General features: G+C 65.2%; 21 protein-coding genes. 9 read left to right on the top strand and 12 right to left on the bottom strand.

From position 1 onward, the window contains the following. Positions 1 to 46 precede the first annotated feature (46 nt). A complete protein-coding gene (dapD, locus tag QRN53_RS13190) occupies positions 47 to 1069 on the top strand; it encodes a 2,3,4,5-tetrahydropyridine-2,6-dicarboxylate N-succinyltransferase (protein ID WP_285244290.1) in 1023 nt (340 codons plus the stop codon). A 22-nt stretch (positions 1070 to 1091) separates the two neighbouring features. Then, positions 1092 to 1949: a hypothetical protein gene (locus tag QRN53_RS13185; RefSeq protein WP_285244345.1), complete on the top strand. Its 858-nt coding sequence runs from the start codon at positions 1092 to 1094 to the stop codon at positions 1947 to 1949. Positions 1950 to 1959: 10 nt separating this feature from the next. On the opposite strand, the gene QRN53_RS13180 is transcribed toward QRN53_RS13185, so the two are convergent. Together QRN53_RS13180 and QRN53_RS13175 are read right to left on the bottom strand one after the other, a co-directional pair. Continuing rightward, on the bottom strand, positions 1960 to 2571 hold the full coding sequence (locus tag QRN53_RS13180; protein ID WP_285244289.1) for a hypothetical protein: 612 nt from the start codon (positions 2569 to 2571) through the stop codon (positions 1960 to 1962). Positions 2572 to 2691: 120 nt separating this feature from the next. After that, positions 2692 to 3297 (bottom strand): TetR/AcrR family transcriptional regulator, encoded by a 606-nt coding sequence (locus QRN53_RS13175; protein WP_285244344.1) that lies wholly within the window; start codon positions 3295 to 3297, stop codon positions 2692 to 2694. Positions 3298 to 3398: 101 nt separating this feature from the next. Here QRN53_RS13175 and galE point away from each other — a divergent pair, with 101 nt between their 5' ends. Further along, a complete protein-coding gene (gene galE / locus QRN53_RS13170; protein WP_285244288.1) occupies positions 3399 to 4412 on the top strand; it encodes a UDP-glucose 4-epimerase GalE in 1014 nt (337 codons plus the stop codon). Between the two features lie 167 nt (positions 4413 to 4579). Here the strand turns inward: galE and QRN53_RS13165 are convergent, their stop codons facing one another. The 3 genes from QRN53_RS13165 to fdxA form a co-directional block, all read right to left on the bottom strand. Next, positions 4580 to 5866: a citrate synthase gene (locus QRN53_RS13165; protein ID WP_056334606.1), complete on the bottom strand. Its 1287-nt coding sequence runs from the start codon at positions 5864 to 5866 to the stop codon at positions 4580 to 4582. Between the two features lie 238 nt (positions 5867 to 6104). After that, the gene (gene dapC, locus QRN53_RS13160) at positions 6105 to 7256 is read right to left on the bottom strand and encodes a succinyldiaminopimelate transaminase (RefSeq protein WP_285244287.1); all 1152 of its coding nucleotides are present in this window, start codon (positions 7254 to 7256) and stop codon (positions 6105 to 6107) included. Positions 7257 to 7270: 14 nt separating this feature from the next. Beyond that, positions 7271 to 7597: a ferredoxin gene (gene fdxA / locus QRN53_RS13155; protein WP_009356972.1), complete on the bottom strand. Its 327-nt coding sequence runs from the start codon at positions 7595 to 7597 to the stop codon at positions 7271 to 7273. A 135-nt stretch (positions 7598 to 7732) separates the two neighbouring features. Here fdxA and QRN53_RS13150 point away from each other — a divergent pair, with 135 nt between their 5' ends. Next, positions 7733 to 7972, top strand: a complete 240-nt coding sequence (locus QRN53_RS13150; protein WP_285244286.1) for a putative acetyltransferase — start codon at positions 7733 to 7735, stop codon at positions 7970 to 7972. A 147-nt stretch (positions 7973 to 8119) separates the two neighbouring features. Here QRN53_RS13150 and typA read toward each other — a convergent pair whose 3' ends face one another. Beyond that, positions 8120 to 10048, bottom strand: a complete 1929-nt coding sequence (gene typA, locus QRN53_RS13145) for a translational GTPase TypA (RefSeq protein ID WP_285244285.1) — start codon at positions 10046 to 10048, stop codon at positions 8120 to 8122. A gap of 273 nt (positions 10049 to 10321) precedes the next feature. On the opposite strand from typA, the gene QRN53_RS13140 reads away from it, so the two are divergent. Then, entirely contained in the window at positions 10322 to 11206 is an 885-nt protein-coding gene (locus tag QRN53_RS13140; protein ID WP_285244284.1) for an SGNH/GDSL hydrolase family protein, read from the top strand. Between the two features lie 61 nt (positions 11207 to 11267). Here the strand turns inward: QRN53_RS13140 and QRN53_RS13135 are convergent, their stop codons facing one another. The 6 genes from QRN53_RS13135 to QRN53_RS13110 all read right to left on the bottom strand — a co-directional run bounded on the left by QRN53_RS13135 (position 11268) and on the right by QRN53_RS13110 (position 20432). Further along, on the bottom strand, positions 11268 to 12974 hold the full coding sequence (locus tag QRN53_RS13135; RefSeq protein ID WP_285244283.1) for a dipeptide ABC transporter ATP-binding protein: 1707 nt from the start codon (positions 12972 to 12974) through the stop codon (positions 11268 to 11270). A gap of 11 nt (positions 12975 to 12985) precedes the next feature. After that, on the bottom strand, positions 12986 to 13930 hold the full coding sequence (locus QRN53_RS13130; protein WP_285244282.1) for an ABC transporter permease: 945 nt from the start codon (positions 13928 to 13930) through the stop codon (positions 12986 to 12988). Then, a complete protein-coding gene (locus tag QRN53_RS13125) occupies positions 13920 to 14849 on the bottom strand; it encodes an ABC transporter permease (protein WP_018760325.1) in 930 nt (309 codons plus the stop codon). The genes QRN53_RS13130 and QRN53_RS13125 overlap by 11 nt, the downstream gene beginning before the upstream one ends. A gap of 124 nt (positions 14850 to 14973) precedes the next feature. Next, positions 14974 to 16656, bottom strand: a complete 1683-nt coding sequence (locus tag QRN53_RS13120) for a peptide ABC transporter substrate-binding protein (protein WP_285244281.1) — start codon at positions 16654 to 16656, stop codon at positions 14974 to 14976. A 291-nt stretch (positions 16657 to 16947) separates the two neighbouring features. Then, positions 16948 to 18708, bottom strand: coding sequence for an ABC transporter family substrate-binding protein (locus QRN53_RS13115; protein ID WP_285244280.1), 1761 nt, complete (start codon positions 18706 to 18708; stop codon positions 16948 to 16950). A 116-nt stretch (positions 18709 to 18824) separates the two neighbouring features. Beyond that, positions 18825 to 20432, bottom strand: a complete 1608-nt coding sequence (locus QRN53_RS13110) for a cryptochrome/photolyase family protein (protein ID WP_285244279.1) — start codon at positions 20430 to 20432, stop codon at positions 18825 to 18827. 86 nt (positions 20433 to 20518) lie between these two features. Here QRN53_RS13110 and QRN53_RS13105 point away from each other — a divergent pair, with 86 nt between their 5' ends. The 4 genes from QRN53_RS13105 to QRN53_RS13090 all read left to right on the top strand — a co-directional run bounded on the left by QRN53_RS13105 (position 20519) and on the right by QRN53_RS13090 (position 23125). After that, positions 20519 to 20983, top strand: coding sequence for a hypothetical protein (locus QRN53_RS13105; protein ID WP_285244278.1), 465 nt, complete (start codon positions 20519 to 20521; stop codon positions 20981 to 20983). 115 nt (positions 20984 to 21098) lie between these two features. Next, positions 21099 to 21791: a histidine phosphatase family protein gene (locus tag QRN53_RS13100; RefSeq protein WP_285244277.1), complete on the top strand. Its 693-nt coding sequence runs from the start codon at positions 21099 to 21101 to the stop codon at positions 21789 to 21791. Positions 21792 to 21815: 24 nt separating this feature from the next. Next, the gene (locus tag QRN53_RS13095) at positions 21816 to 22361 is read left to right on the top strand and encodes a DUF3090 domain-containing protein (protein ID WP_285244276.1); all 546 of its coding nucleotides are present in this window, start codon (positions 21816 to 21818) and stop codon (positions 22359 to 22361) included. Continuing rightward, complete coding sequence (locus tag QRN53_RS13090) at positions 22361 to 23125, top strand: SCO1664 family protein (protein WP_285244275.1); 765 nt, start codon at positions 22361 to 22363, stop codon at positions 23123 to 23125. Before QRN53_RS13095 ends, QRN53_RS13090 begins: the two co-directional genes overlap by 1 nt. The last annotated feature ends 83 nt before the right edge of the window (positions 23126 to 23208 follow it).

Raw genomic sequence — 23208 nt, 5'->3', positions numbered from 1 at the left:
CAGTCTAGTTCGAACCGCCTGCCCGCCCCTCGATAGACTGGAGCACATGACTGAGACTGCTTCCTCTGCCGTGCCCGAGACCCTCACCCCTGACACCGATGACCGTTCCGCCCACGGCTTTGGCGTTGCCACCATCGCCACTGGCGATGCAAGCGTCCTGGACGTCTGGTTCCCGGCACCGGCGCTTGGTGTCGCCGCCGAGAACCTCCGTTCGGTGGAGCACGCAGACGAAGTCCTGACCCGCATTGCCGAGAACGGCGCAGACGAGGACCGCGGTACCGAACAGAAGGTGGTCTTCGTCCAGATCAACCTCGATGAAGCCCCCGCCGACACCGCTGACGCCTACCTGCGCCTGCACCTCCTCTCGCACCGGCTCGTCAAGCCCAACACCATCAACCTGGACGGCATCTTCGGCAGGCTCCCCAACGTGGTGTGGACCAACTTCGGTCCCGCCGCCGTCGAAGGCTTCGAACTGACCCGTGCCAAGCTGCGGCGCCGCGGCGCCGTCACGGTCTACGGCATCGACAAGTTCCCGCGCATGGTGGACTACGTGGTGCCCACCGGTGTGCGGATTGCCGACGCCGACAGGGTCCGCCTTGGCGCGCACCTGGCCGCCGGCACCACCGTCATGCACGAAGGCTTCGTCAATTTCAACGCCGGAACCCTGGGGACCTCCATGGTGGAGGGCCGCATTTCGGCCGGCGTCGTCGCCGGCGACGGCAGCGATGTTGGCGGCGGAGCGTCCATCATGGGCACTTTGTCCGGAGGCGGCAAGGAGAAGATCACCATCGGTGAGCGTGTACTGCTCGGTGCCAACTCCGGCGTGGGTATCAGCATCGGTGACGACTCCGTCGTCGAAGCCGGCCTCTACGTCACGGCGGGCACCCGGGTACGCATCCCCGGCCCCAAGGACGAGGTCGGCGAAGATACCACCAAGATCGTCAAGGCCGCCGAACTCTCGGGCGTACCCAACCTGCTGTTCCGCCGCAACTCGACCACCGGTGCCGTCGAGGCACTCCCCCGTGCCGGCCAGACCGTTGAGTTGAACGACGCCCTGCACGCCAACTAGTTGATCCGTGGCACCCTTGTCTGTGGCGCGCAGGCGCGGCCTGCGCCGCCTTGCGGTGCTGTTGCTTGCCCTCGCGCTGGCAGTCGGCGGCGTCTATACCGCGGTGTACTTCGTGCAGCGTTCCGAAACCCTGGTTTCGGAACGCTGCACCGCCTCTGCCGGCAACCGCACTGGCGAACTGGCGCCGGACCAGGCGGCCAACGCCGCCCTCATCACCGCTGTGGCCGTGCGGCGTGGATTGCCGGCCAGGGCGGCCACCATCGCCATTGCCACCGCCATGCAGGAATCAAAGCTCCGCAACATCGGCCACGGCGACCAGGCCGGACCGGATTCGCGGGGGCTGTTCCAGCAGCGGCCGTCCCAGGGCTGGGGCACCGAGGCGCAAATCATGGATCCCTACTACGCCGTTAATGCCTTCTACGACGCACTGGTGAAGATTCCGGGGTACGAAACACTCGACATCACGGACGCCGCCCAGCAGGTCCAGCGCTCTGCCCATCCCGAGGCCTATGCCCAACACGAGGACATGGGGCGGGCGTTCGCCTCCGGCCTGACCGGCCAGACACCGGAGGGCGTACGGTGCACGCTGCGCTCGGCCACCGCCGCAGGGGACGCGGCCGCGGTGGCCGGCGAACTGGAGCAGGCCTACGGCGGCGTGGATTCAACGGCTGACGGTGCCACTTTGGTGGTGCAAGCCGACGGCCCGATGGCATGGTCCATCGCCCAGTGGGCAGTTGCCAACGCCAAGGACTTGTCGGTGACCCGGGTTGATGTCGCCGGACGCGCATGGCAGCGTTCGGGTGGCAACGGCTGGCAGGATGCCACCACGGCAGACCGGCAGGTACGCATCACGGTGCGGCAGAACGACGCCGGCAGTTGAGGCTGCCGGGTCAGACCAGGATTTCCAGCACCGGCTGGACGTAGCTGCGGAACAGTTCGGGCTGGCCCATCAGTTCCTGGCTCATGATGATCTTGTCCGGTTCCAGGTACCACGCCCGCTGCTCCTCCAGCGGCAATTCGATGATGGTGAGGCGGAAGTCGCGCGAGTCCCGGCCGATTTCCATCAACCTGTCATCCACCATGTCCGCAAGCAGCTGGTCCGTTCCGCTGGCGCCCCGTTCCCCTTCCAGCTCCGCATACTCGCTCCTGCGTTCCCTGGCCCACGTCAAGGCGGAGCCGAAGTGCGCCTGCAGGACCCGCTGCAGGGCCGGGGAATTGCCGAAGGCCTCAAAGTCCGGCGGAGAGAGCTCGGGCGCCGTCTGCGGGTGCGCCTTGAGGAGTTGCTCCCACCAGGCCTCCCATTCGGTCTTCAGGGCGCTGAGCCCACCAACCTCTGCGGTCAGGTGGGTGTGGTCGGCGGGCCTGACTTTGGGGGCCGCATGGGACAGCATCGGTCGGCCCACTCCGTTCAGGCCGGCCGCGTCACGGACGTAGAGCGCAATCATCATCGGCCCGGACGTATCCGTGGTGATCTGCCATCCTGAACCGCTTGCGTGGTGCATTCAAAGTCCTTCCCTGGCCGACTTCCGCCGGGCCTCGTGCTGGAGCCCGGCGTACCGGCCTTCAGTCTATTCCCGCAGGCCATCCGCGGTAGTGCCGGACATGCTCAAGCTGCCGCCTGCTCACCGTCCCAGCCCGTCCAGGTGCCGCTCCAGGACGTCGCCGCACATCTGTGCAGTCATCCAGCCCGGTTGCAGCAACGCGTGCATGCACAGGCCGTCCAGCGTGGCCAACAGGCGTTCCGCCTCCACCACCAGGATCTCCTGCGGTTCGTTCGGCAGCAGGGAGGCGACCACGCTCCCGACGACGGCCGCGACCTCACGGTGGCTGCGGTCCGCAACGGCTGCAAGGAATGGCCTGATCCGGGCCGCGTTCTTGAAAGCCAGCCATGCGCAGGCTTCCACCGCGCTGTCCTGGTCCAGGGGCAGCAATCCGCCCAGCAGGGTTAAAACGGCGCGTCGGTGTTCCGGGCTGCCCGGAAGTGCTCCGTCCACCGCGGGAAGCAGCCGTTGGAGACGGCTGACGATGCGGTCCACTACTTCCCCGAACGTGAAGGCCAGAAGTTCCTCGCTGCCCGCGAAGTAGTGCCGGACGGAACCGACCGCAAGGCCGGCCTCGTCAGCGACTTCGCGCAGGGAAGCGCGCTCGAGCCCGTCAACGGCGATAATCCGGAGAACGGCTTCGACCACGTCCTGCCGCCTGGCACCTGCATCAACAATTTTGGGCACCATCCTTATTAGCACACTTGTGCTTCTTTTCGGGTGTCACATCACGCCCGCCATCCGGAAAGCAGGGGCGGCCTGTGCCTGCCGTGGGATAGCGTTGAGGCATGAAAATCTTGGTTACAGGTGGCACCGGCTACATCGGTTCCCACACTGTTCTTTCCCTGCAGGAAGCCGGCCACGAGGTCGTCGTCATCGACAACCTGGTCAACTCGAGCGAAGAGTCGCTGCGGCGGGTTGCCGAACTCAGCGGAAAGGCCGCCGAGTTCCACCACGTCGACCTGGTGGACGAGGCCGCCGTCGAAAAGGTCTTTGCCGGCAGCGCCATCGACGCCGTGATCCACTTCGCCGGCCTCAAGGCCGTCGGTGAGTCGGTGCGGGAGCCGCTGAACTACTACTACAACAACCTGGTAGGCACCCTGAACCTGATCCGCGTCATGGACCGGCACGACGTCCGGTCCATCGTGTTCAGCTCCTCGGCCACGGTCTACGGCGAGCACAACCCCATTCCGTACGTGGAGAAGATGGAGATCGGCGCCAACAACCCGTACGGGCGGACCAAGGAGCAGATCGAGGACATCCTCTCGGACCTCGGCGCCGCCGACTCCCGGTGGCACATAGCACTCCTGCGCTACTTCAACCCGGTGGGCGCGCACCCGTCCGGCCGGATCGGCGAAGACCCCCAGGGCATTCCCAACAACCTGGTTCCGTTCATCGCCCAGGTGGCAGTGGGCCGCCGCGAGAAACTAATGGTGTTCGGCGGTGACTACGACACCCCGGACGGAACCTGCCTGCGGGACTACATCCACGTCGTCGACCTGGCGGAAGGGCACGTGGCGGCACTGAACCACATTGCCGCCCGCACCGGCGTCTTCCGCTGGAACCTGGGCTCTGGCAAGGGCTCCTCCGTCCTGGAGGTCCTGCGCTCCTTCGAAAAGGCCGTCGGCAAGCCGATCCCCTACGAGATCACCGGCCGCCGCGCGGGAGACCTGCCCGCCTTCTGGGCCGATGCCACGTCCGCGCTGGCGGACCTGAGCTGGTCCACCACGAAGACCGTGGACCAGATGTGCGAGGACCACTGGCGCTGGCAGAAGAACAACCCCCAGGGCTACGCCTCCTGACCCTGCCCTCCTGACCCCGCCCTCCCCATCGATTGCTCCGTACTTGTCGTTTTGGGCCGTCAAAACGACAAGTACGGAGCAATCGATGGTGATTAACGCGAAACGGCCGCCCACCTTAGGAAGGTGGGCGGCCGTCGTCGTACTTGCCGCGGTTAAGCGGGTGGGCCTTAGCGGGCCGGGTAGTCGCGCTCGGGCTCGCCGATGTACAGCTGGCGCGGGCGGCCGATCTTGGTGTTCGGGTCGCTGATCATTTCGCGCCACTGGGCAATCCAGCCCGGCAGGCGGCCGATGGCGAACAGAACGGTAAACATCTTCTCGGGGAAGCCCATGGCCTTGTAGATCAGGCCGGTGTAGAAGTCCACGTTCGGGTAGAGCTTGCGCTGGATGAAGTAGTCATCGCTCAACGCCTTCTCTTCCAGGCGCATGGCGATGTCCAGCAGTTCGTCGTTGCCGCCGAGCTTGCTGAGGATCTCGTGGGCCGTGGCCTTGACGATCTTGGCGCGCGGATCGTAGTTCTTGTAGACGCGGTGTCCGAAGCCCATGAGCCGGACCCCGTCTTCCTTGTTCTTGACCTTCTCCATGTAGTCCTCGGGCTTGAGGCCTTCGGCCTGGATCTGGCGGAGCATCTTCAGTACGGCCTCATTGGCGCCGCCGTGGGCAGGGCCGAAGAGGGCGTTGATGCCGGCAGAAACGGAAGCGAAAAGGTTGGCGTTGGAGGAGCCAACCAGGCGCACCGTGGAGGTGGAGCAGTTCTGCTCGTGGTCCGCGTGCAGGATCAGGAGCAGGTCCAGTGCCTTGACGATGACCGGGTCCAGCTCGTACTGCTCGGCCGGCAGGCCGAAGCTGAGGCGCAGGAAGTTCTCCACGAGGTTCATCGAGTTGTCCGGGTACAGCATGGGCTGGCCGATGGACTTCTTGTGCGCGTAGGCGGCGATGACCGGCAGCTTGGCCATCAGGCGGATGGTGGATACCTCCACCTGCTCGGCGTTGAAGGGGTCCAGCGAGTCCTGGTAGAACGTGGACAACGCGGACACTGCGGAGGACAGCACCGGCATGGGGTGCGCGTCGCGGGGGAAGCCGCCGAAGAAGCCTTTGAGCTCCTCGTGCAGCAGGGTGTGGCGCCGGATCTTCTGGTCGAACTCGTCCAGCTCGGTGGGAGTGGGCAGGTTGCCGTAGATCAGCAGGTAGGACACCTCAAGGAAGCTGGAGTGCTGCGCCAGCTGCTCGATGGGGTATCCGCGGTAGCGCAGGATGCCGGCATCGCCGTCGATGTAGGTGATGGCGGAGGTGGTTGCTGCGGTGTTCATGAAGCCGGGGTCGAACGTGACGGCGCCGGTCTGCTTCAGCAGCTTGGAGACGTCGTAACCTTCGTTCCCTTCAACAACCTGGATGCGCGGGAGCTTCAGCTCGCCACCTGCATGGAGCAGGGTCGCAGCATTGTTGGTCTCAGTCATGGAGTCCCCTTCATGAGGCGTCTTCGGCCTCTGTCGAAAGCTTGATCCAATATCAGGTGAGCCGTGCACTGAGCCTGAGAAGACAGGTTCCAACACCCGGGCTGCCTTCTTGTAGAAAGCCACCATTGATCGTCACTTAAAAAGTACCGCTCCTTGGCGGGTGTCACTAATCCGCAGCCTTCCACGACGGCCTAAAATGCACCGGATGTGGGGCGAGTCACACGAATATGACGTGCTGCTAGGAGCCCGCTCCCGCCAGCCTGGCCACCGCTGCGTCGATGCGTTCGTCAGTGCCGGTGAGGGCGACCCGGACAAAGCCGTTACCGGCATCACCGTAGAAGACGCCGGGCCCCACCACGATGCCCCGGTCCGCCAGGCGGTCCACCGTATCCCAGGTTTCCTCCCCGGCAGTGGACCAGAGGTACAGTCCGGCGTCGGATTCCTTGATCTCCAGGCCGAACTCTTGCAGCGCCGGCACCAGCCGTTCGCGCCGGCCCCGGTAGAGGTCCTTCTGCGCCTCAACGTGCGCGTCGTCGCCCAGGGCCACGCGCATGGCCTCCTGGACCGGGTAGGGGACGATCATGCCCGCATGCTTGCGGCTGTTGACCAGGTTGGGCATCAGGTCCGGGTCGCCGGCGACGAAGGCCGCACGGTAGCCGGCCAGGTTGGACTGCTTGCTCATTGAGTAGACCGCCAGCAGGCCCTGGTGCGAGCCGCCCGCCACACGGGGATCCAGGATGCTGGGGACGCGACGGCCGCCGCGCTGGACGTCCCAGTCGCCCCAGCCGAGCTCCGCATAGCATTCGTCCGAGGCCACCACGGCGCCGATTTCACGGGCCTGGACCACCAGCGCCCTGAGAGACTCCGCATCCCGCACGCTGCCGGTGGGGTTGCCGGGAGAATTGACCCAGATCAGGCGCACCCGGGCGCGGGTGGCGTCATCGAGCTCGTCCAGGTTGTCCGTGGCCACCGAGGTGACACCGGCAAGGGTCGCGCCGATATCGTAGGTGGGGTAGGCCACCTTGGGGCGTACGACGACGTCGCCGGGCTTGAGGCCCAGCAGCAGCGGAAGCCACGCCACGAGTTCCTTCGAACCCACCGTGGGCATGATGTTGCGGGGGTCCAGGCCGGACACTCCGCGCCGGCGCTCGAACCAGCCTGCGATGGCCTCCCGGAGCGCCGGGGTGCCGTGCACGGTGGGATAGCCCGGGGCGTCCGCGGCGGCCTTCAGGGCGTCCTGGACCAATTTCGGCGTGGGATCCACCGGGGTGCCGATTGAAAGGTTGACGGCCCCGCCGGGGTGCCCGGACGCCTTGGCCACATACGGAGCCATGGCCTCCCACGGATAGTCGGGCAGGGCCAGGCCAAACGAGTTCACTGCTGCTGTCACGGCGCTCGTCCGGGTCAGTGGTCTTGGTTCTGCGGCGGGAGGGCGGCGATCATGGGGTGGTCCTTGCCCGTGTTGCCGATCTTGGCTGCGCCGCCCGGGGATCCGAGGTCATCGAAGAACTCGACGTTCGCCTTGTAGTAGTCAGCCCACTCGTCCGGGGTGTCATCCTCGTAGTAGATGGCTTCCACCGGGCAGACGGGTTCGCAGGCGCCGCAGTCGACGCACTCGTCCGGATGGATGTACAGCGAACGCTCGCCCTCATAGATGCAGTCCACGGGGCATTCTTCGATGCATGCCTTGTCCTTAACATCCACACACGGCTGCGCGATTACGTACGTCACGTCCCTGGCCTCTCCACGTTGGTTCCGGCGACCCGCCGGCTCTTGCATCCGGCAGCACGGCCGGACTCTTGACATCCGAGCCTATTATCTCCCAGCCCGTTCCCGCGAACCTAGCCGGCGGCCTAGTATGAACTGGTGAGTCTGCCAGTGCCTGCGCCCGCCCGGTTCCTTGCAGCGGCTGAGCCCGGGACCCGGGTGGTGGTTCGCTATCGGATCGAAGGCGGCTTCACCGATGCCCTGGGCCACTTGCTGGAGTGCGACGCCGGTTCCTGCACCGTGCGCACCCGCCGGTCCGACGTCGTCATTTCCCTGGAACACGTGGTGGCGGCCAAAGAGGTCCCGCCCGCTCCCCCGCGGCGCCAGGCTGCACACTGAAACAACGCCCCACACTGCGCGGGGACTGTCCGCGCGCAGCCACTCCCGGCTCAAGGCTTCGGCGCGGGGTGACGAGGCGTCCCATTGCCTTAAATGCAGAACGCCACCGGTGAAGTACCGGTGGCGTTCTGTGCGTTCAGGGCGTCGTTATGCCTTGGCGCGGGCGCGGTTGGCCTTGGAGCGCTCGTTGGTGTCAAGGATGACCTTGCGGATACGGATGGCATCCGGTGTCACCTCGACGCACTCGTCTTCGCGGGCGAATTCGAGTGACTCTTCGAGGGTCAGGTCGCGCGGCGGGGTCAGGTTCTCGAAGGTGTCGGAGGAAGCCGCACGCATGTTGGTGAGCTTCTTTTCCTTGGTGATGTTGACATCCATGTCGTCGGCGCGGGAGTTCTCGCCGACGATCATGCCCTCGTAAACCTCAGAGGTGGGCTTGACGAAGAACGAGCCACGCTCCTGCAGGTTGATCATCGCGAACGGCGTCACGACACCGGCGCGGTCGGCGATCATCGAACCGTTGGTGCGGTACTCGATGGGACCGGCCCACGGCTCGTAGCCTTCGGAGATGGACGCTGCGATGCCTGCACCGCGGGTGTCCGTCAGGAACCGCGTGCGGAAACCGATCAGGCCGCGGGCCGGAACGATGAACTCCATGCGGCACCAGCCGGTACCGTGGTTGGCCATGTTGGTCATCCGGCCCTTGCGGGCAGCCATGAGCTGGGTGACTGCGCCCAGGTACTCCTCGGGCACGTCGATGGTCATGTGCTCCATCGGCTCGTGGACCTTGCCGTCAACGATCTTGGTGACAACCTGCGGCTTGCCCACGGTCAGTTCGAAACCTTCACGGCGCATCTGCTCAACCAGGATGGCCAGCGCCAGCTCGCCACGGCCCTGGACTTCCCAGGCGTCGGGACGCTCGGTGGGGAGTACCTTGATCGAGACGTTACCGATCAGTTCCTTGTCCAGGCGGTCCTTTACCTGGCGCGCGGTGACCTTGGCACCCTTGACCTTGCCGGCCAGCGGGGAGGTGTTGATACCGATGGTCATGGAGATCGCAGGATCGTCCACCGTGATCAGCGGCAGCGGCTGCGGGTTCTCGGCGTCGGTGAGGGTCTCACCGATGGTGATGTCCTCGATGCCGGCGACGGCGACGATCTCGCCGGGGCCTGCGGATTCGGCCGGAACGCGGTCAAGTGCCTTGGTGGCAAGCAGTTCGGTGATCTTGACGTTCTTCAGCTCACCGTTCGCGCGGGCCCAAGCTACGGTCTGGCCCTTGCGGAGGGTGCCGTTGTAGATGCGGAGCAGCGCGAGGCGACCCAGGAACGGGGACGCGTCCAGGTTGGTGACGTGTGCCTGCAGGACGCCCTCTGGGTTGTACGTGGGGGCCGGGATGTGCTCGACGATGGTCTTGAACAGCGGCTCCAGGTCCTCGTTCTCCGGGGCGGTGCCGTCAGCGGGCTGCTCGAGGGAGGCGCGGCCAACCTTGGCTGCGGCGTAAACGACAGGAACTTCGAGGATCTTGTCCAGGTCGAGGTCGGGAACCTCGTCGGCCAGGTCGGAGGCCAGGCCCAGGAGCAGGTCCATGGACTCGTGAACGACTTCCTCGATGCGGGCATCGGGACGGTCGGTCTTGTTGACCAGCAGGATGACGGGCAGGTGCGCGGCCAGGGCCTTGCGGAGGACGAAGCGGGTCTGGGGCAGCGGACCCTCGGATGCGTCAACGAGGAGGACGACGCCGTCGACCATGGACAGGCCGCGCTCTACCTCGCCACCGAAGTCGGCGTGGCCGGGGGTGTCAATGACGTTGATGGTGATGGTCTCGCCGTTCGAAGACGGACCATTGTAGGCCACCGTGGTGTTCTTAGCCAGGATGGTGATGCCCTTTTCGCGCTCAAGGTCACCGGAGTCCATCACGCGGTCTTCGAGGTGGTTGTGCTCGGCAAAGGAGTTGGTCTGCTTGAGCATGGCGTCGACCAAAGTGGTCTTGCCGTGGTCAACGTGGGCCACAATCGCGACGTTGCGGAGGTCACTGCGCGAGGCAGTGGCTACCGCGGTGTTGGTGGTGGTTTCAGACATGCGTAAAAGCTCGATTCAGTGGAGTCAGCTGTTGTATCGCGACATTTCCAACTGGAACGCACGACGGACAAGGCCCTTGGCACAGGGCGCCTGCATCTATTCTAGCCGGTGAGCCATTTATTGGCCTAAAATCCGGCGGGACCGGGCGCCCCGCCGGCTGCTTCCCGCGGGGCTCGGCGCTGCAGAGTGTGACGAAATTCACTGGCACATGTGCCGGCGTGGCATGATTGCTGTGACTCAGCGCCCACCCTTCAGAGCAAGTCGGAGACAACGATGCCCCGTGCCACGGCCATCACGCCCAGCGGAGCCGCCCGGGCCGCCGCCGTCATGGCATCGGCACTGCTGGCAGCATCCGCGGTCCTGGGGCTGGCCGGGTGCGGGTCGCCCGCCGAAAATGGCGCCAGCGTCCTGTCGCGGGCCGCGGCGTCCGGTGGACCGGTGCCGGCCACCGCTGTGAAGACCAACGTGGCAGCCACGTCCCGGCTCCTGAATGCCGGAAACGGAAGGCTTGAAGCGGTGGTGCCGGACATCAGCAGGACTGTCCTGCTGATTGGTGATTCCCAGTCCGAGCCCCTGGACGGCTGGCCGCGCCTTGGCCTCGCCGCTGCCGGGTACGACGTATATTTTTGCGGCCGCGGAGGGACAGGGTATGTCGCGGCCAACGGTGCCACCGGCAACTATGTTGACGCCATGGAGCGCGGAGACTGGCTGCTTCCCGCCGGCACGCCGGCGCTGATCGTCATCGAAGGCGGCGGCAATGACGCCGCCACCGGCGCAACCGACGCCCAGATTGTCCGCAATGCCGAGCGGCTGATCGCCGATCTCAAAACCCGCTACCCCGCTACCCGGGTGGCGATGATCGGAACCTTGGCACGCGGCGCGAACGACGGCGGCGGCCGCCGCAGCGAAGTGGACACCCTGGTGGGGTCCGTGGCCGCCGCCCACGGCCTGTCTTTTGTTTCCGCCGGCGATTGGCTCACCCGGTACGGCCTGGCCAAGGACCTGGCCGATGCGGTCCACATGAACGCCGCAGGCCGCGTGGCACTGGGCGGGATCCTTGAGCGCCGGCTCCGCGAGTTGAAGCTGGACCGGACGTCGGCTGCAGACCAGGGCTCCCTGGCGGCAGTCCCCGGCGGCACCGGCGGGCTGCAGGACTGACGGTTAAACAGCTGGAGCCGGGACCTACGGTCCCGGCTCCAGCTGTTTGGCAGGCTGTGTCCTATGCCACCTCAGGCGGAAGCATCAGCTTCGCACCGGGGATGGCGTTGAGCAGCGCCTTGGTGTAATCCTGCTGGGGCGATTCAAACACAGCGTCCGTTGAACCGGTTTCCACCAACCGTCCCTTTTCCATCACGCACACGTGGTCGGCAATCTGCCGCACCACGGCGAGGTCGTGGGTGATGAACAGGTAGGTCAGCCCAAGGTTGGCCTGGAGGTCGGCGAGCAGGTTAAGGACCTGCGCCTGCACCAGGACGTCGAGCGCGGACACGGCCTCATCACAGATGATGACCTCCGGATCCAGCGCCAGGGCCCGGGCGATTGCCACACGTTGCCGCTGGCCGCCGGAGAGCTCGTTCGGGTACCGCTGCATGGCGGACTGGGGCAGAGCCACCTGGTCCAGCAGGGTCCGGACTTTCTTCTCCCGGCTGGCCTGGTCCCCGATCTTGTGGACCCGCAGCGGTTCTTCGATCGTGCGGTAGATGTTGTACATCGGATCGAGGGAACCGTACGGGTCCTGGAAAATCGGCTGGACCCGCCTGCGGAACTTGAACAGTTCAGCAGGTTTCAGCACGGAGGTGTCGACGCCGTCGAACAGGATCTTCCCGTCCGTCGGCTTCTCCAGCTGGAGGACCATCTTGGCCACCGTTGACTTGCCGGACCCCGACTCTCCCACGATCGCCGTCGTGGTTCCGCGGCGGACGTCGAAGCTAACGCCGTCGACCGCCGCGAAGTCCGTTGCCTTGCCCAGTCCCTGGCGGAGCTTGTACACCTTCCGCAGGTCCTGGATCTGCAGGAAGGTATCGGACTTCGCCGTTTCGGCAGCAGGCGCCAGAAGGTCGGTTGTCTCCACGCCCTGTTCCTTGGCCACCTGGATACGGCGGCTGGCAAGGGACGGGGCAGACTCCACGAGCCGCTTGGTGTACGGGTGCTGCGGGTTGCGGAGCAGCTCGAGCGAGGGTCCCGCTTCAACCACCCGGCCCTGGTACATGACAACGACCTTGTCCGCACGCTCGGCGGCGAGGCCGAGGTCGTGGGTGATCAGCAGGACGGAGGTGCCCAGCTCGTTGGTCATGGTTTCCAGGTGGTCCAGGATCTGCCGCTGGACCGTGACGTCAAGGGCCGACGTCGGCTCATCGGCAATCAGCAGGCGAGGCTGGCAGGACAGTCCGATGGCGATCAGGGCACGCTGGCGCATGCCGCCCGAGAACTCGTGCGGATACTGGTTGGCCCGGCGCTTGGCGTCGGGCAACCCTGCCTGCGAAAGCACCTTGGCGATGTCGTCCGGCCCGCTGGGCCGGCCGTTCGCACGCAGTGTTTCCCGGACCTGGTAACCGATCTTCCAGACCGGGTTCAGGTTGGACATGGGGTCCTGCGGGACCATGCCGATGGTGTTGCCGCGCAGTTCGATCATGCGCTGCTCACTGGCGTGGGCGATGTCCTCCCCGTCGAGAAGGATCTGGCCGCCGGATACCTTGCCGTTGTTGGGCAGGAGGCCGATGGCCGCCAACGCGGTGGTGGACTTGCCGGAGCCGGACTCCCCCACGATGGCCACGGTTTCACCGGGCATGATGGTCAGGTGGGCGTCCCGTACGGCCTTGACTTCACCGCCGCCTGTCTTGAAGGTGATGGCGAGGTCGCGGATTTCGAGCAGCGGCCTGATCCCGGTGGTGCCGGCCTCATCAATGCGGACGTCTGGAGTTGTCATCTCTTTATCTCTCATCGCTGACGGCTCTTCGGGTCGAGGGCGTCGCGCACGGCGTCGCCCAGCATGATGAAGCTCAGCACCGTGATGGACAGCGCAGCGGCCGGGTAGAGCATGATTTCCGGCCGCGTCCTGATCGATGCCTGCGCACCGGCGATGTCGTTGCCCCAGGACATGATGCTCTGCGGCAGGCCGATACCCAGGAAGGACAGGGTTGCTTCTGCCACGATGAACACGCCCAGTTCCAAGGTGGCCAGGACGATGATCGGTGCCAGGGCGTTCGGCAGGACGTGGCGGATGAGTGCCCCGAACTTGGACACACCCAACGCGCGTGCCGCCGTGACGAAGTCCGAGTTGCGCACCTCAATCACTGCGCCGCGGGTAATACGGGCCATCTGCGGCCATGCGAGGAGCGATATGACGAACACAACGGTCCACACGCTCTTGTTCTCGCGGAACAACGGAAGCTGGGTGATGACCAGCGCACCCAGGACCAGCGGCAGGGCGAAGAAGATGTCGCCAAGGCGTGCGAGCACAGCATCGATCCAGCCACCGTAGTAGCCGGCGAGGGCGCCGAGTGTCACACCGATGACCAAGACGCAGAGGACCGAGAGCAGGCCCACGGAAAGCGAGGCCTGCGTGCCGTGGATGACCCTGGAGTAGACGTCGCAGCCTTGGAAGGTGAATCCGAAAGGGTGGCCGGCAGTGGGCGCGCCCTCGGAGTTCGAAAGCTCGCAGAAGTCGTTGGGAGGTGTAGAAGTGAACAGGCCCGGGAACAGCGCGATGACGATCAGGGCGAGGATCAGCACTGACGAAATAATGAACAGCGGACGACGGCGGAGCTTGCGCCAGGCGTCAGCCCACAGGCTGAGGGGCGCCTGGTCAGTCTTGACGGTGTCCGTTGCCTGCAGCGGCGTCTCTTCAATGGGGGCCACAAAGTGGCTGTTATTACTGGTCATAGCGGATCCTCGGGTCAAGCCAGGCGTACAGGAGATCGACAAGCAGGTTGGCCACCACGAACACCAGCACCAGCACGCTGACGATGGAGACGATGGTGGGGCCTTCACTGCGGAGGACTGCCTGGTAGAGCTTGTTGCCCACGCCGGGAACGTTGAAGATGCCCTCCGTAACGATGGCACCGCCCATCAGGCCGCCAAGGTTGGCGCCGAGGTAGGTAACCACCGGAATGAGCGAGTTGCGCAGGATGTGCGCCAGGACCACCCTGGGCCGCGAGAGACCCTTGGCGGTAGCCGTCCGCACGTAGTCGGCGTTCATGTTCTCGCTCACTGACGCACGCGTCAGGCGGAGAACGTAGGCAAAGGAGACGAGCCCCAGGACCACTGCCGGCAGCAGCAGGGTCACCCAGTCGGCGTTGGCGCCCACAGTGGGTTTTGCCCAGCCGAGCTTTACGCCAAAGACGAGCTGGAAAACGAAACCCAAAACAAACGTCGGAACGGCGATGACCACCAGCGAGGCCACCAGGACCGTGGAGTCGAACCAGCCGCCGCGGCGCAGGCCCGCAAACACTCCGAAAGCGACGCCAAAGATGGCCTGGATGGCCAGCGCCTCGACGGCCAGCATGGCCGTCACGGGAAAGACCCGGGCAAGGCTTGCCGCGATGGGCTGGCCGGTGAAGTCGTTGCCGAGGTTGAAGGTGAAGAGGTTCTTGAGGAACAAGCCGTATTGGACCCAGAATGGCTGGTCCAGGTGGTACTGGCTGCGCAGGGTGTCAATAACTGCCTGCGGGGGCTGGCGGTCGCCGAAGAGCGCGGCGATGGGATCGCCGGGCAGGGCGAACACCATGTAGTACACCAGGAGGGTAGTGCCGAGGAATACAGGGATCACCTGCAGAAGTCGGCGCAGGATAAACCGGATCACAGGGTCACCTGCCTTCCGGTAAAGGGAAAAACGCGTTCATGAATGCCTTCCTGCCGGTTGCAAGCCAATGGGGGCCCGGACGTAACCGGAACCCCCATCAGCCTTCGGCAAGTTAGATCTGGGCCTACTTGGCGGTGATGCCGTAGTAGAGGATTTCACCGTTCCAGCCGGTCTCGGCCTTCACAATGTTGTTGCTCCACACGATCGGACGTGCCTGGTCCCAGAGCGGCAGGCCGGGCAGGTCCTGGAACAGGATCTCCTGGGCCTGGTTGAACTTGGCGTTGGCCTCGTCCGTGCTCTTGGCTGCCAGGCCTTCCTTCAGCAGCTTGTCGAACTCCGGGTTGGAGTACTTCTCGTAGTTGGAGGAAGCGCCCGTGGCCCATACCGGCCCCAGGAAGTTGTAGAGCGACGGGTAGTCACCCTGCCAGCCTGCGCGGGTCAGGCCCGGCAGCTGCTGGGACTTGCGCAGGTTGAGGACCTCTGCAAACTTGGCGAACGGCTGGATTTCAGCCTGGATGCCGAGGTTGTTCTTGAAGCCGTTGGCAACAGCGTCGATCCATTCCTTGTTGCCACCGTCAGTGTTGGAGGCAATCTGGAGGGGCTTGGAGGCATCGTAAGGCTGGATCTTGTCGGCCTGGGCCCACAGGTCCTTGGCCTTCGCGGGATCGAAGTTCAGGACTTCGCTGCCCTTGATGCCTTCCTTGAAGCCGTCGATGACGGGCGGAGCGAACGCCTTGGCCGGGGTGCGGGTGCCGTTGAAGACAACCTTGGCGATTTCCTCGCGGTTGATGGCGTAGGACAGGGCCTGGCGGCGCAGCTTGCCGGCTTCACCCTGGAAGTTCGGGTTGTAGCCCGGGATGTTCAGGGTGGAGTCGGTAGCAACAGCCTTGGTGGCGTTGCGGTCCGGGAAGTCGTTGACGTAGGTCTTCAGCGCGTTGGACGGCAGGACGTCAGTGATGTCCAGGTTGTCCGACTGCAGGTCCGTGTATGCGGGGCCCGGATCGGTGTAGAACTTGAAGGTCACGCCGCCGTTCTTGGCCTCGCGGGTGCCTTTGTAGTCTGCGTTCTTCACCAGGGTGATGGACTGGTCGTGGACCCAGGAACCCTGCTTTTCGAACTTGTAGGGTCCGTTGCCCACCGGGTTTTCACCGTAGGTCTTGGGGTCAGCCAAGGCGGCGGAAGGAAGCGGGTAGAAGGCGGAGTAGCCAAGGCGCAGGGACCAGTCGGCCTCAGGCTGGGCGAGCTTGACCGTGATGGTCGAATCATCGGTTGCCTGCAGCCCGGACATCGTGTCGGCCTTGGGAGCCGGCGTGGTGGTGGTCTTGCCGTCAGCACCCTTCACCGAGTTCACGGCCGAGACGTCGTCGTAGCCGGCGATGGACTCGAAGAAGAAGCCGTTGTTCTGCAGGTTCTTGGAGTTCGCGGCGAAGTTCCAGGAGTCAACGAAAGTCTTGGCCGTGATGGCTTCCCCGTTGGTGAACTTCTGGCCCTGCTTGACCTTGATGGTCCAGTTCTGGGCGTCGGAGGACTCGATGGAATCGGCCAGTGCGTTCACTGCCTTGCCGTTGGCGTCGTAGCTGCGAAGGCCTTCGAACAGCAAGTTTACGACGCGGCCGCCGTAGACCTCATTGGTGTTTGCCGGCAGCAACGGGTTTTGTGGCTCATTGCTGTAAGCGGTGATGACCTTGTTCGGATCGCCGGCAGCAGTGCTGGACCCGCCAGTGCTGCCGCCGCCGCCGCACCCGGTCAGGGCAAGCGCGGCTATTGCCACGATGCCCAGTGCTTTGGAAGTGCGCGTAAAACGCATTCCGCCTCCTATGAGTTGTGGGAGAGAGATATTGGGGAAATCTTGTGCTTCCCCGCAGGCTGGACACAGCTGACCGCTGTGACGAAACCTACATATACGGGTTAGCCTAACCGCACGAAGTCCGGATACTGGTACTCCGTTGCCAAACCGTGACCGGAGCAGTCAAATACCCCGTCGAGTGATGGGCAGTTACGCACGTCACATGCTACTCGCCGGTACGCCAGACGGCGAATTGGCGCCGTGATCGTTCACGTTCCGGCGTGCCGGTCCGCCGCGTGGGGGCTTCAGGGCCTAGGCCAGACGCCAGTCCCAGACGTTCCACCAGACGCCCACCGGGCCGGGGCTGGTTTTCACGCCGGCCACCCGGGAGCTGAACGCCGTGGTGCCCAGGGTTTGGTACAGCGGAAGGCCGTAGGCGTCCTCCCAGACGTGTTTGTCGATGTCGGCCAGGAGTTCGTCCTGTTTGCCAAGGTCAGTGGTCACGGCCAATTGCGCCATCACCTTGTCGGCATCGGCGTCGGAGTAGCCCGTGAAGTTGCTGCCGCCCCCGGTGCGGAAGATCTGCGGCACCCGGCTGACTCCGGCCTCGGTGCCGATCCACCCGGACAACGCCGCGTCATAGCCGCCGCGGCTGAGCGCTGCGGCCCAGTCTGCGCTGGCCTGGCCGCCGTCTTCGACGCGGAAGCCCGCACGTTGGGCCGAGTCCCGGATCAGGGTGAAGGCCTTGGCGCGGTTGGGGTTGTCCCGGTTGTACAGGATCCGGACGGTGGGCGTGGCCCCCTTCAGGAGGCTCCGGGCGCCGTCGATGTCCACTGCGGCGTAATCCGAGGAACCGTTCTTCTTCACGGTGTCGGCGTATTTGGGCTGGTCCGGAAGGAAGACCTGCGAATCCAGTGGCTTGTTGTCCGGCGCCTGTCCGCCCAGCACGGCATCCACGATGTCCTGCCGGGGAACCGTTTTGAGGAAGGCCTCGCGAACGTCCTTGTCCTTGAACGGCCCGGCAAAGTTCAGGTCCAGGTGGTCATAGCCGGCCTGTTTGTAGCGTTGCACGGTGATGCCCTGCCCGGACAGGCCTGCGAGCAGCGCGTCGGTGGCGGCGGAGGGCTGGGGCGAGATGATGTCCGCCTGCCCGTTGCGCAAGGCATCGACTGCGGCGGGCACGGCCCCGGTGAACCGGACGTTGATCTCGTCCAGCCAGGGTTCCTGGCCCCACGTGTAATCCCGGTTCCGGACCAGTTTCATGGAGACTTCCGGGACGATGTCCCGGACGATGTAAGGGCCGTTGGAGAGGTAGAGCGCCGGATCATCCGGGATCTTCTTCGTGTCGAAGCCGGTGTTCCAGAAGTCGCTGACCTTCTTGAGCGCCGGGATGGTCACGGGCTTCTCAGGATTGCCGCGCGGTGTGTCCTTGAGGAGGTTGACCAGGTCCTTTTCGTCACTGAGCCCGCTCTTGGCCGCTACGACGTGGGCCGGGAGACCGACGTCGAACGCCACTTCCCAGTCGGCGTACGGTGCGGCGTACTCGATGGTGATGGATCTCCCGTCCGAACCGAGTTCCGGAAAGACGGTGCCTGCCAGGCCGGTGGCGTTGGAGGCGGTTGCAAAGTATTTGGTGCCTTTCCCGGTACCGGGATCGACGTCGTCGAAATAGCCGGATCCGGCGGCCCAGCTCAGCAGCAGGTCGGCTGCGCCCACGGGAGCCCCGTCGGACCACTTCACTCCCTCGTTGACGGTGTATTTCACTTTGAGGGGCTGGTCCGAGACTTTTTCGTAGTGCCCGAACTTGTCGTTCCGGACCACCTTGGAACTGTCATCGAGGAAGAAGAAGCCGGAGTGCGTAATAGCGCCGATCTTCGTATTGATGTCTGTATTTCCGTTGGCGCTGTAAGGGTTGAAGGAAGAGAAGGCGTTGACCTCCGCAACAGTGACGCTGCCGCCCCGCTTGGCTTCCCCGACTACGACCGACGGCGCGCCGCCACCGGAACATCCGGACAGCACCAGGGCAGCCGCCACTGCAGCAGTGAGCCGTTGCAACAGGCGCCTGACCGGCATGCCGTCTCCTTTGTGTTTTCCCTCTCCGGAGGGGGACGGGCCGCCATGAACAGGCCCGGTGGAATCAGGATACGCGGTGCCACTGCCCAGTCATCGAATCCTGTCCCCCCTTCCCGTCAAACGGGGGGCTCCCGCAACAGGCGTCCGCGGCCGTGCCCGTCCTGCAGCGCCCGGGCACGGCCGCGGTGGCTGTCCCTGGCCGCCGGATCCATCCTGTCCCACAAGGCCACGGCCATCCGCGAGCGCGGATTCCGCTCAAAAACGGGGCGGTGGTCATCGATGAACGCCCAGTACAACCCGTCCCAGTCCGCCATCCACTCCCCCGCCGGCAGGTCCGACATCTTCCGCAGGTAGTTGCTGCCTGAGACGTAGGGTTTGGTGGTGATGTCGGCTCCCGCAGCGAACTGGCTCATGGCATAGACATTGGGGACCATCACCCAGTCATAGGCGTCGATGAACATTTCCATGAACCACTCATAGACATCGTCAGGGTGGATCCGCAGCAGCGACATGGCGTTGCCCAGCACCATCAGCCGTTCTATGTGGTGGGCATAACCGGTGGCCAGGACACGCGATATGACCATGTCCACCGGGGCCAGCCCGGTACGGGCGTCCCACCAGCCCGCACCCAGCCGGTTTCGGTGGTTGAGCAGGTTGGCCGTGCGCATCCGGCGCCCCCTCAACCGGTACGTGGCCCGCATGTACTCGCGCCAGCCGATCACCTGCCGCACGAACCCTTCAAGGGAGGCCAGCGGCGTGTTGTCACCGGCGCCGTCCAGGGCAGCCTGCAGGACTTCTCGCGGATCCAGCAGGCCTATGTTCAGGACCGGCGTGAGAAGGCCGTGGTTGATGAACGGATGCTCGGCGGAGATCGCGTCTTCGTAGGGCCCGAATCCGTCCAGGCGCTCCGCGACGAATTCCTTCAGATGTTCCCGGGCCTCACGGGAGGAAGTGGGCCACGCGAAGAGACTGGGTTCCCCCGGGGCCTCCGGGAATTCCCGGGCCACCCATTCAATCGCGAGGCCGACCTCGCGGGACGGTTCGTCGCCATAACCCTCTCCGGCCGGGCGGGAAGAGTCAGTCAGCGGCTCCAGATCGAACGCGCCCTGCTGCTGGCGAGCGGGATGGTCCTTGAAGCGGCTGATAGTGGGTGGCACATGCCCCCGGGGAAGCTTCCTGCGGTTCTCCGCGTCGAAGGACCATTTGCCGCCGACGGGTTCGCCGTTGTCAACCAGGATGTCCAGCCGCCGGCGCTGCCAGACGTAGAAGTCCTGCATCCGTGGCCGGTTGTGGGTGAACCATTCTTCCACCTGCCTGCGCGTGGTCAGGAAGTTCGGCGTCTCGAGCACGTCCTCCGTGCGCAGCCGGTAACCGCCGTCGGCCAGGCCTGCGGTCAGGTCCTGCTCCAGCCAGTCGTCGACGACGTCGAAGCAGGTCACCGACCGCGGGCGCCGTTGCCTGACCAGCTCAGCAAGCTGGGCACGGGACGTCCGGTCCCGGTCGCTTGCGAGGACAACCACCTCATAGCCGAGCCCGCGCAGCCGGCTGGCGAACCGTGCCATGGACGCGCGGTGCAGGACCAGCTTGTGGGAATGGAAGGAGTACTGGCGGAAGTAGAGGTCATGCTCGATGAGCACGAAGGCGGTGTCCGTCCCCGTCTCTTGCCAGTGCTTCTCGAAGAGTTGATGGGGCAGGACGAGGCGCAGGCGTGGTCCATCGGTCATACGGCAACCATATGGTGCCTCGGTTGCGGCTGGGCCCGGCGGAGGTAGGGTGGACGGACATCAGGCAATGACATTCGGGGGAAGAAATGCTTGAAAACACCGCACGGCCGTCACAGCCGCCACCACCTGCAGCCCATCGCCGCGCGCAGCAGGCGGACCTGCCAGTACAACAGTTGTACGTCCTGGATCCGGTGCCGAAGGGGCGGCTCGCCGGTTGCATCCTGGCAGTGCTGCTCGGCTGCTGGATGCTCGCAGTCCCGGTCGTCCTCATCGACCGGCTCAAGGATTCTCCCGGACCCGCGGGGGTCGTGTCGGTAGTCATTATTGCCTGCGCTGTTGTCACGGCCGGCCTCGGAGGGTTCAGGTTCTTCAACCCAAGGGATGAGCGCAAGCCGCTGCGGTTGTCCCTCTATGCCGCCCTGACGGCGTGCATGGTTTCAGGCGCCGCGTCTGCCCTGGTTCCCGAGTACGGCGTGCTGCTGCTGGCTTCTGCCCTGCTCGCCGGGGTACCTGCCCTGGCCCTGCTCGTGAGGGATGCCAAGGCAAGATGACCGCCAAGGCGGCCGCCCTTCGGTGCCGGGCCGCCACGGTGCGGTCAGGCATTGCAGCGGAACTCCCGGACGGCCAGTGCTCATGAAGTGTGCGCAGGGTGGTTAGGCTGGTTGCATGGCGACCGTTATTCTTGTGCGGCACGGCCGCACCACAGCCAATGCCACTGGGCTGCTGGCCGGCCGGACCGCCGGCGTAGACCTGGACCAGGTCGGACGGGACCAGGCGGCACTGACCGGGGACCGGCTCGCGTCTGTGCCGTTGGTCGGCGTGGTGTCCAGTCCCCTCGAGCGGTGCCTGCAGACCGCCAGGCTCATCCTGGATCGCCAGGCCGGCGCGCCGCACGCGCCGATCGATCCCGATCTCACCGAGTGCGATTACGGCCAATGGCAGGGGCGCCTGCTCAGCGACCTCGCGACAGAGGCCCTGTGGCCTGTGGTGCAGTCCCAACCATCCGCCGTCGTCTTTCCTGGCGGTGAATCCATGGCCGCGATGCAGGCCCGGTCTGTGGCGGCTGTTCGACGCCACGACGCGGCCTTCGAAGCCGAGCACGGGCCCGGGGCCGTGTGGGCGGCCGTGAGCCACGGCGACATTATCAAGTCAATCCTCGCTGACGCCCTGGGCATGCACCTTGACCTGTTCCAGCGGATTAACGTCGGCCCCGCGTCCGTATCGATCGTGCGCTACGGGGCCAACAGGCCGAGCGTCTACGCAACCAACTCCGATGCAGGTGACCTGTCGTGGTTGTCGAAAGGCGTGGACTCCGGCGATGCGCCGGTGGGCGGCGGCGCAGGGCACAAGGCGCCGTGAACCTCATGTGCCTAGAATACTGACATGCCTACACGTGTTCACGAGTTCGACTGGCCTGACCGGGTGGTTGTCGGCACCATTGGCCTGCCGGGGGCGCGTACGTTCTACCTTCAGGTGCGCGCAGGATCGCAGCTGGTGAGTATCGCCATGGAGAAGCAGCAGTCCGCCCTGCTGGCGGAGAAGATCGACGAACTCCTCGATCAGCTCAGGACCGTGGAGAACAACCCGTTCAGCGTTCCCACAGGCACTCCCCCCGAACTGGTTGATAACGACCAGCTTGAGGACGTCCGGGAACAGTTCCGAACCGGGGCGATGAGCCTGGGGTGGGACCCCGCCACGGCGCAGGTGGTCATCGAGGCGCATCCCCTCACCGATGCTGATGACGACGACGAGTTGCTTGAGGAGGACTCCGACGAGTCGGAAATGCTGGTGGTGCGGATGCCTGTCGGCACGGCACGTGCCTTCGCCAAACGTACCCGTGAGATCGTAGGCGCAGGGCGTCCAGCGTGCCCGCTTTGCGGCTACCCTATGGACGCCGACGGACACACCTGCACCCTTCCCGAGGCCTGATGCCGGCGCCGGACCTGGTGGCCGCCGGGCTGACCTTGACCGGCCGGATTACGACGGCCTCGAACGCAACGTTCCTGGGCGGCATCGGCGATGTGGCCGTGGTCTACAAACCGATCGCCGGGGAGAGCCCCTTGTGGGATTTCCCGGACGGAACACTGGCACACCGGGAAGTGGCGGCCTACCTGGTGTCGGAGGTCCTCGGCTGGAACATCGTTCCCCTCACGTGGTTGCGCGATGGCCCGCTGGGCGAAGGAATGGTCCAGCTGTGGCAGGAGAAGGACCCTGCCGCGAATCCGGTGGACCTGGTCCCGGCAGAGCAGGTCTCCGACGGGTGGAAGCAGGTCCTTGAGGGACAGGACGAGACGGGGCGCACGGTAGCCCTGGTCCACGAAGACACACCGGCGCTGCGGCGCATGGCGGTGTTCGACATCATCGTCAACAACGCCGACCGCAAGGGCAACCACATCCTCGCCATGCCCGGGGGCCACCGCCACGGCGTGGACCATGGCCTCACCTTCCACAGCGAGCACAAACTGCGCACGGTGCTGTGGGGATGGCTGGGAGAAGACCTGACCGCCGAGGAGCTTGAAGGCGTCGACCACGTCAGCCAGGCCCTGGACGGCAGGCTGGGCAGCGACCTGGCAGAGCTGGTGACCGGCGAAGAAATCGAGTCCCTGGCGGCACGCTGCGCCCGGCTGCGCCGCACCGGCCAGTTCCCGGCTCCCGGCGGCCGGATGTCCGCGGTTCCCTGGCCGCTGTTCTAAGGGGACTGAGTGTTCTAAGGGGACTTCGGCAACTGGTGACACAACGCAACAGCCGCCAGGAACTCGCGTCCTGGCGGCTGTCG

Source organism: Pseudarthrobacter sp. fls2-241-R2A-127 (assembly GCF_030209355.1).
Lineage (GTDB): Bacteria > Actinomycetota > Actinomycetes > Actinomycetales > Micrococcaceae > Arthrobacter.
This window is presented reverse-complemented; position numbering and strand designations above follow the sequence as displayed.

What these genes read in the sequence shown, in the direction of transcription:
- dapD (WP_285244290.1), top strand. Translation starts at nt 47, where the DNA reads ATGACTGAGACTGCTTCCTCTGCCGTGCCCGAGACCCTCACCCCTGAC.
- QRN53_RS13180 (WP_285244289.1), bottom strand. Translation starts at nt 2,571, where the DNA reads ATGCACCACGCAAGCGGTTCAGGATGGCAGATCACCACGGATACGTCC.
- galE (WP_285244288.1), top strand. Translation starts at nt 3,399, where the DNA reads ATGAAAATCTTGGTTACAGGTGGCACCGGCTACATCGGTTCCCACACT.
- QRN53_RS13165 (WP_056334606.1), bottom strand. Translation starts at nt 5,866, where the DNA reads ATGACTGAGACCAACAATGCTGCGACCCTGCTCCATGCAGGTGGCGAG.
- typA (WP_285244285.1), bottom strand. Translation starts at nt 10,048, where the DNA reads ATGTCTGAAACCACCACCAACACCGCGGTAGCCACTGCCTCGCGCAGT.
- QRN53_RS13140 (WP_285244284.1), top strand. Translation starts at nt 10,322, where the DNA reads ATGCCCCGTGCCACGGCCATCACGCCCAGCGGAGCCGCCCGGGCCGCC.
- QRN53_RS13135 (WP_285244283.1), bottom strand. Translation starts at nt 12,974, where the DNA reads ATGACAACTCCAGACGTCCGCATTGATGAGGCCGGCACCACCGGGATC.
- QRN53_RS13130 (WP_285244282.1), bottom strand. Translation starts at nt 13,930, where the DNA reads ATGACCAGTAATAACAGCCACTTTGTGGCCCCCATTGAAGAGACGCCG.
- QRN53_RS13120 (WP_285244281.1), bottom strand. Translation starts at nt 16,656, where the DNA reads ATGCGTTTTACGCGCACTTCCAAAGCACTGGGCATCGTGGCAATAGCC.
- QRN53_RS13115 (WP_285244280.1), bottom strand. Translation starts at nt 18,708, where the DNA reads ATGCCGGTCAGGCGCCTGTTGCAACGGCTCACTGCTGCAGTGGCGGCT.
- QRN53_RS13110 (WP_285244279.1), bottom strand. Translation starts at nt 20,432, where the DNA reads ATGACCGATGGACCACGCCTGCGCCTCGTCCTGCCCCATCAACTCTTC.
- QRN53_RS13105 (WP_285244278.1), top strand. Translation starts at nt 20,519, where the DNA reads ATGCTTGAAAACACCGCACGGCCGTCACAGCCGCCACCACCTGCAGCC.
- QRN53_RS13100 (WP_285244277.1), top strand. Translation starts at nt 21,099, where the DNA reads ATGGCGACCGTTATTCTTGTGCGGCACGGCCGCACCACAGCCAATGCC.
- QRN53_RS13095 (WP_285244276.1), top strand. Translation starts at nt 21,816, where the DNA reads ATGCCTACACGTGTTCACGAGTTCGACTGGCCTGACCGGGTGGTTGTC.
- QRN53_RS13090 (WP_285244275.1), top strand. Translation starts at nt 22,361, where the DNA reads ATGCCGGCGCCGGACCTGGTGGCCGCCGGGCTGACCTTGACCGGCCGG.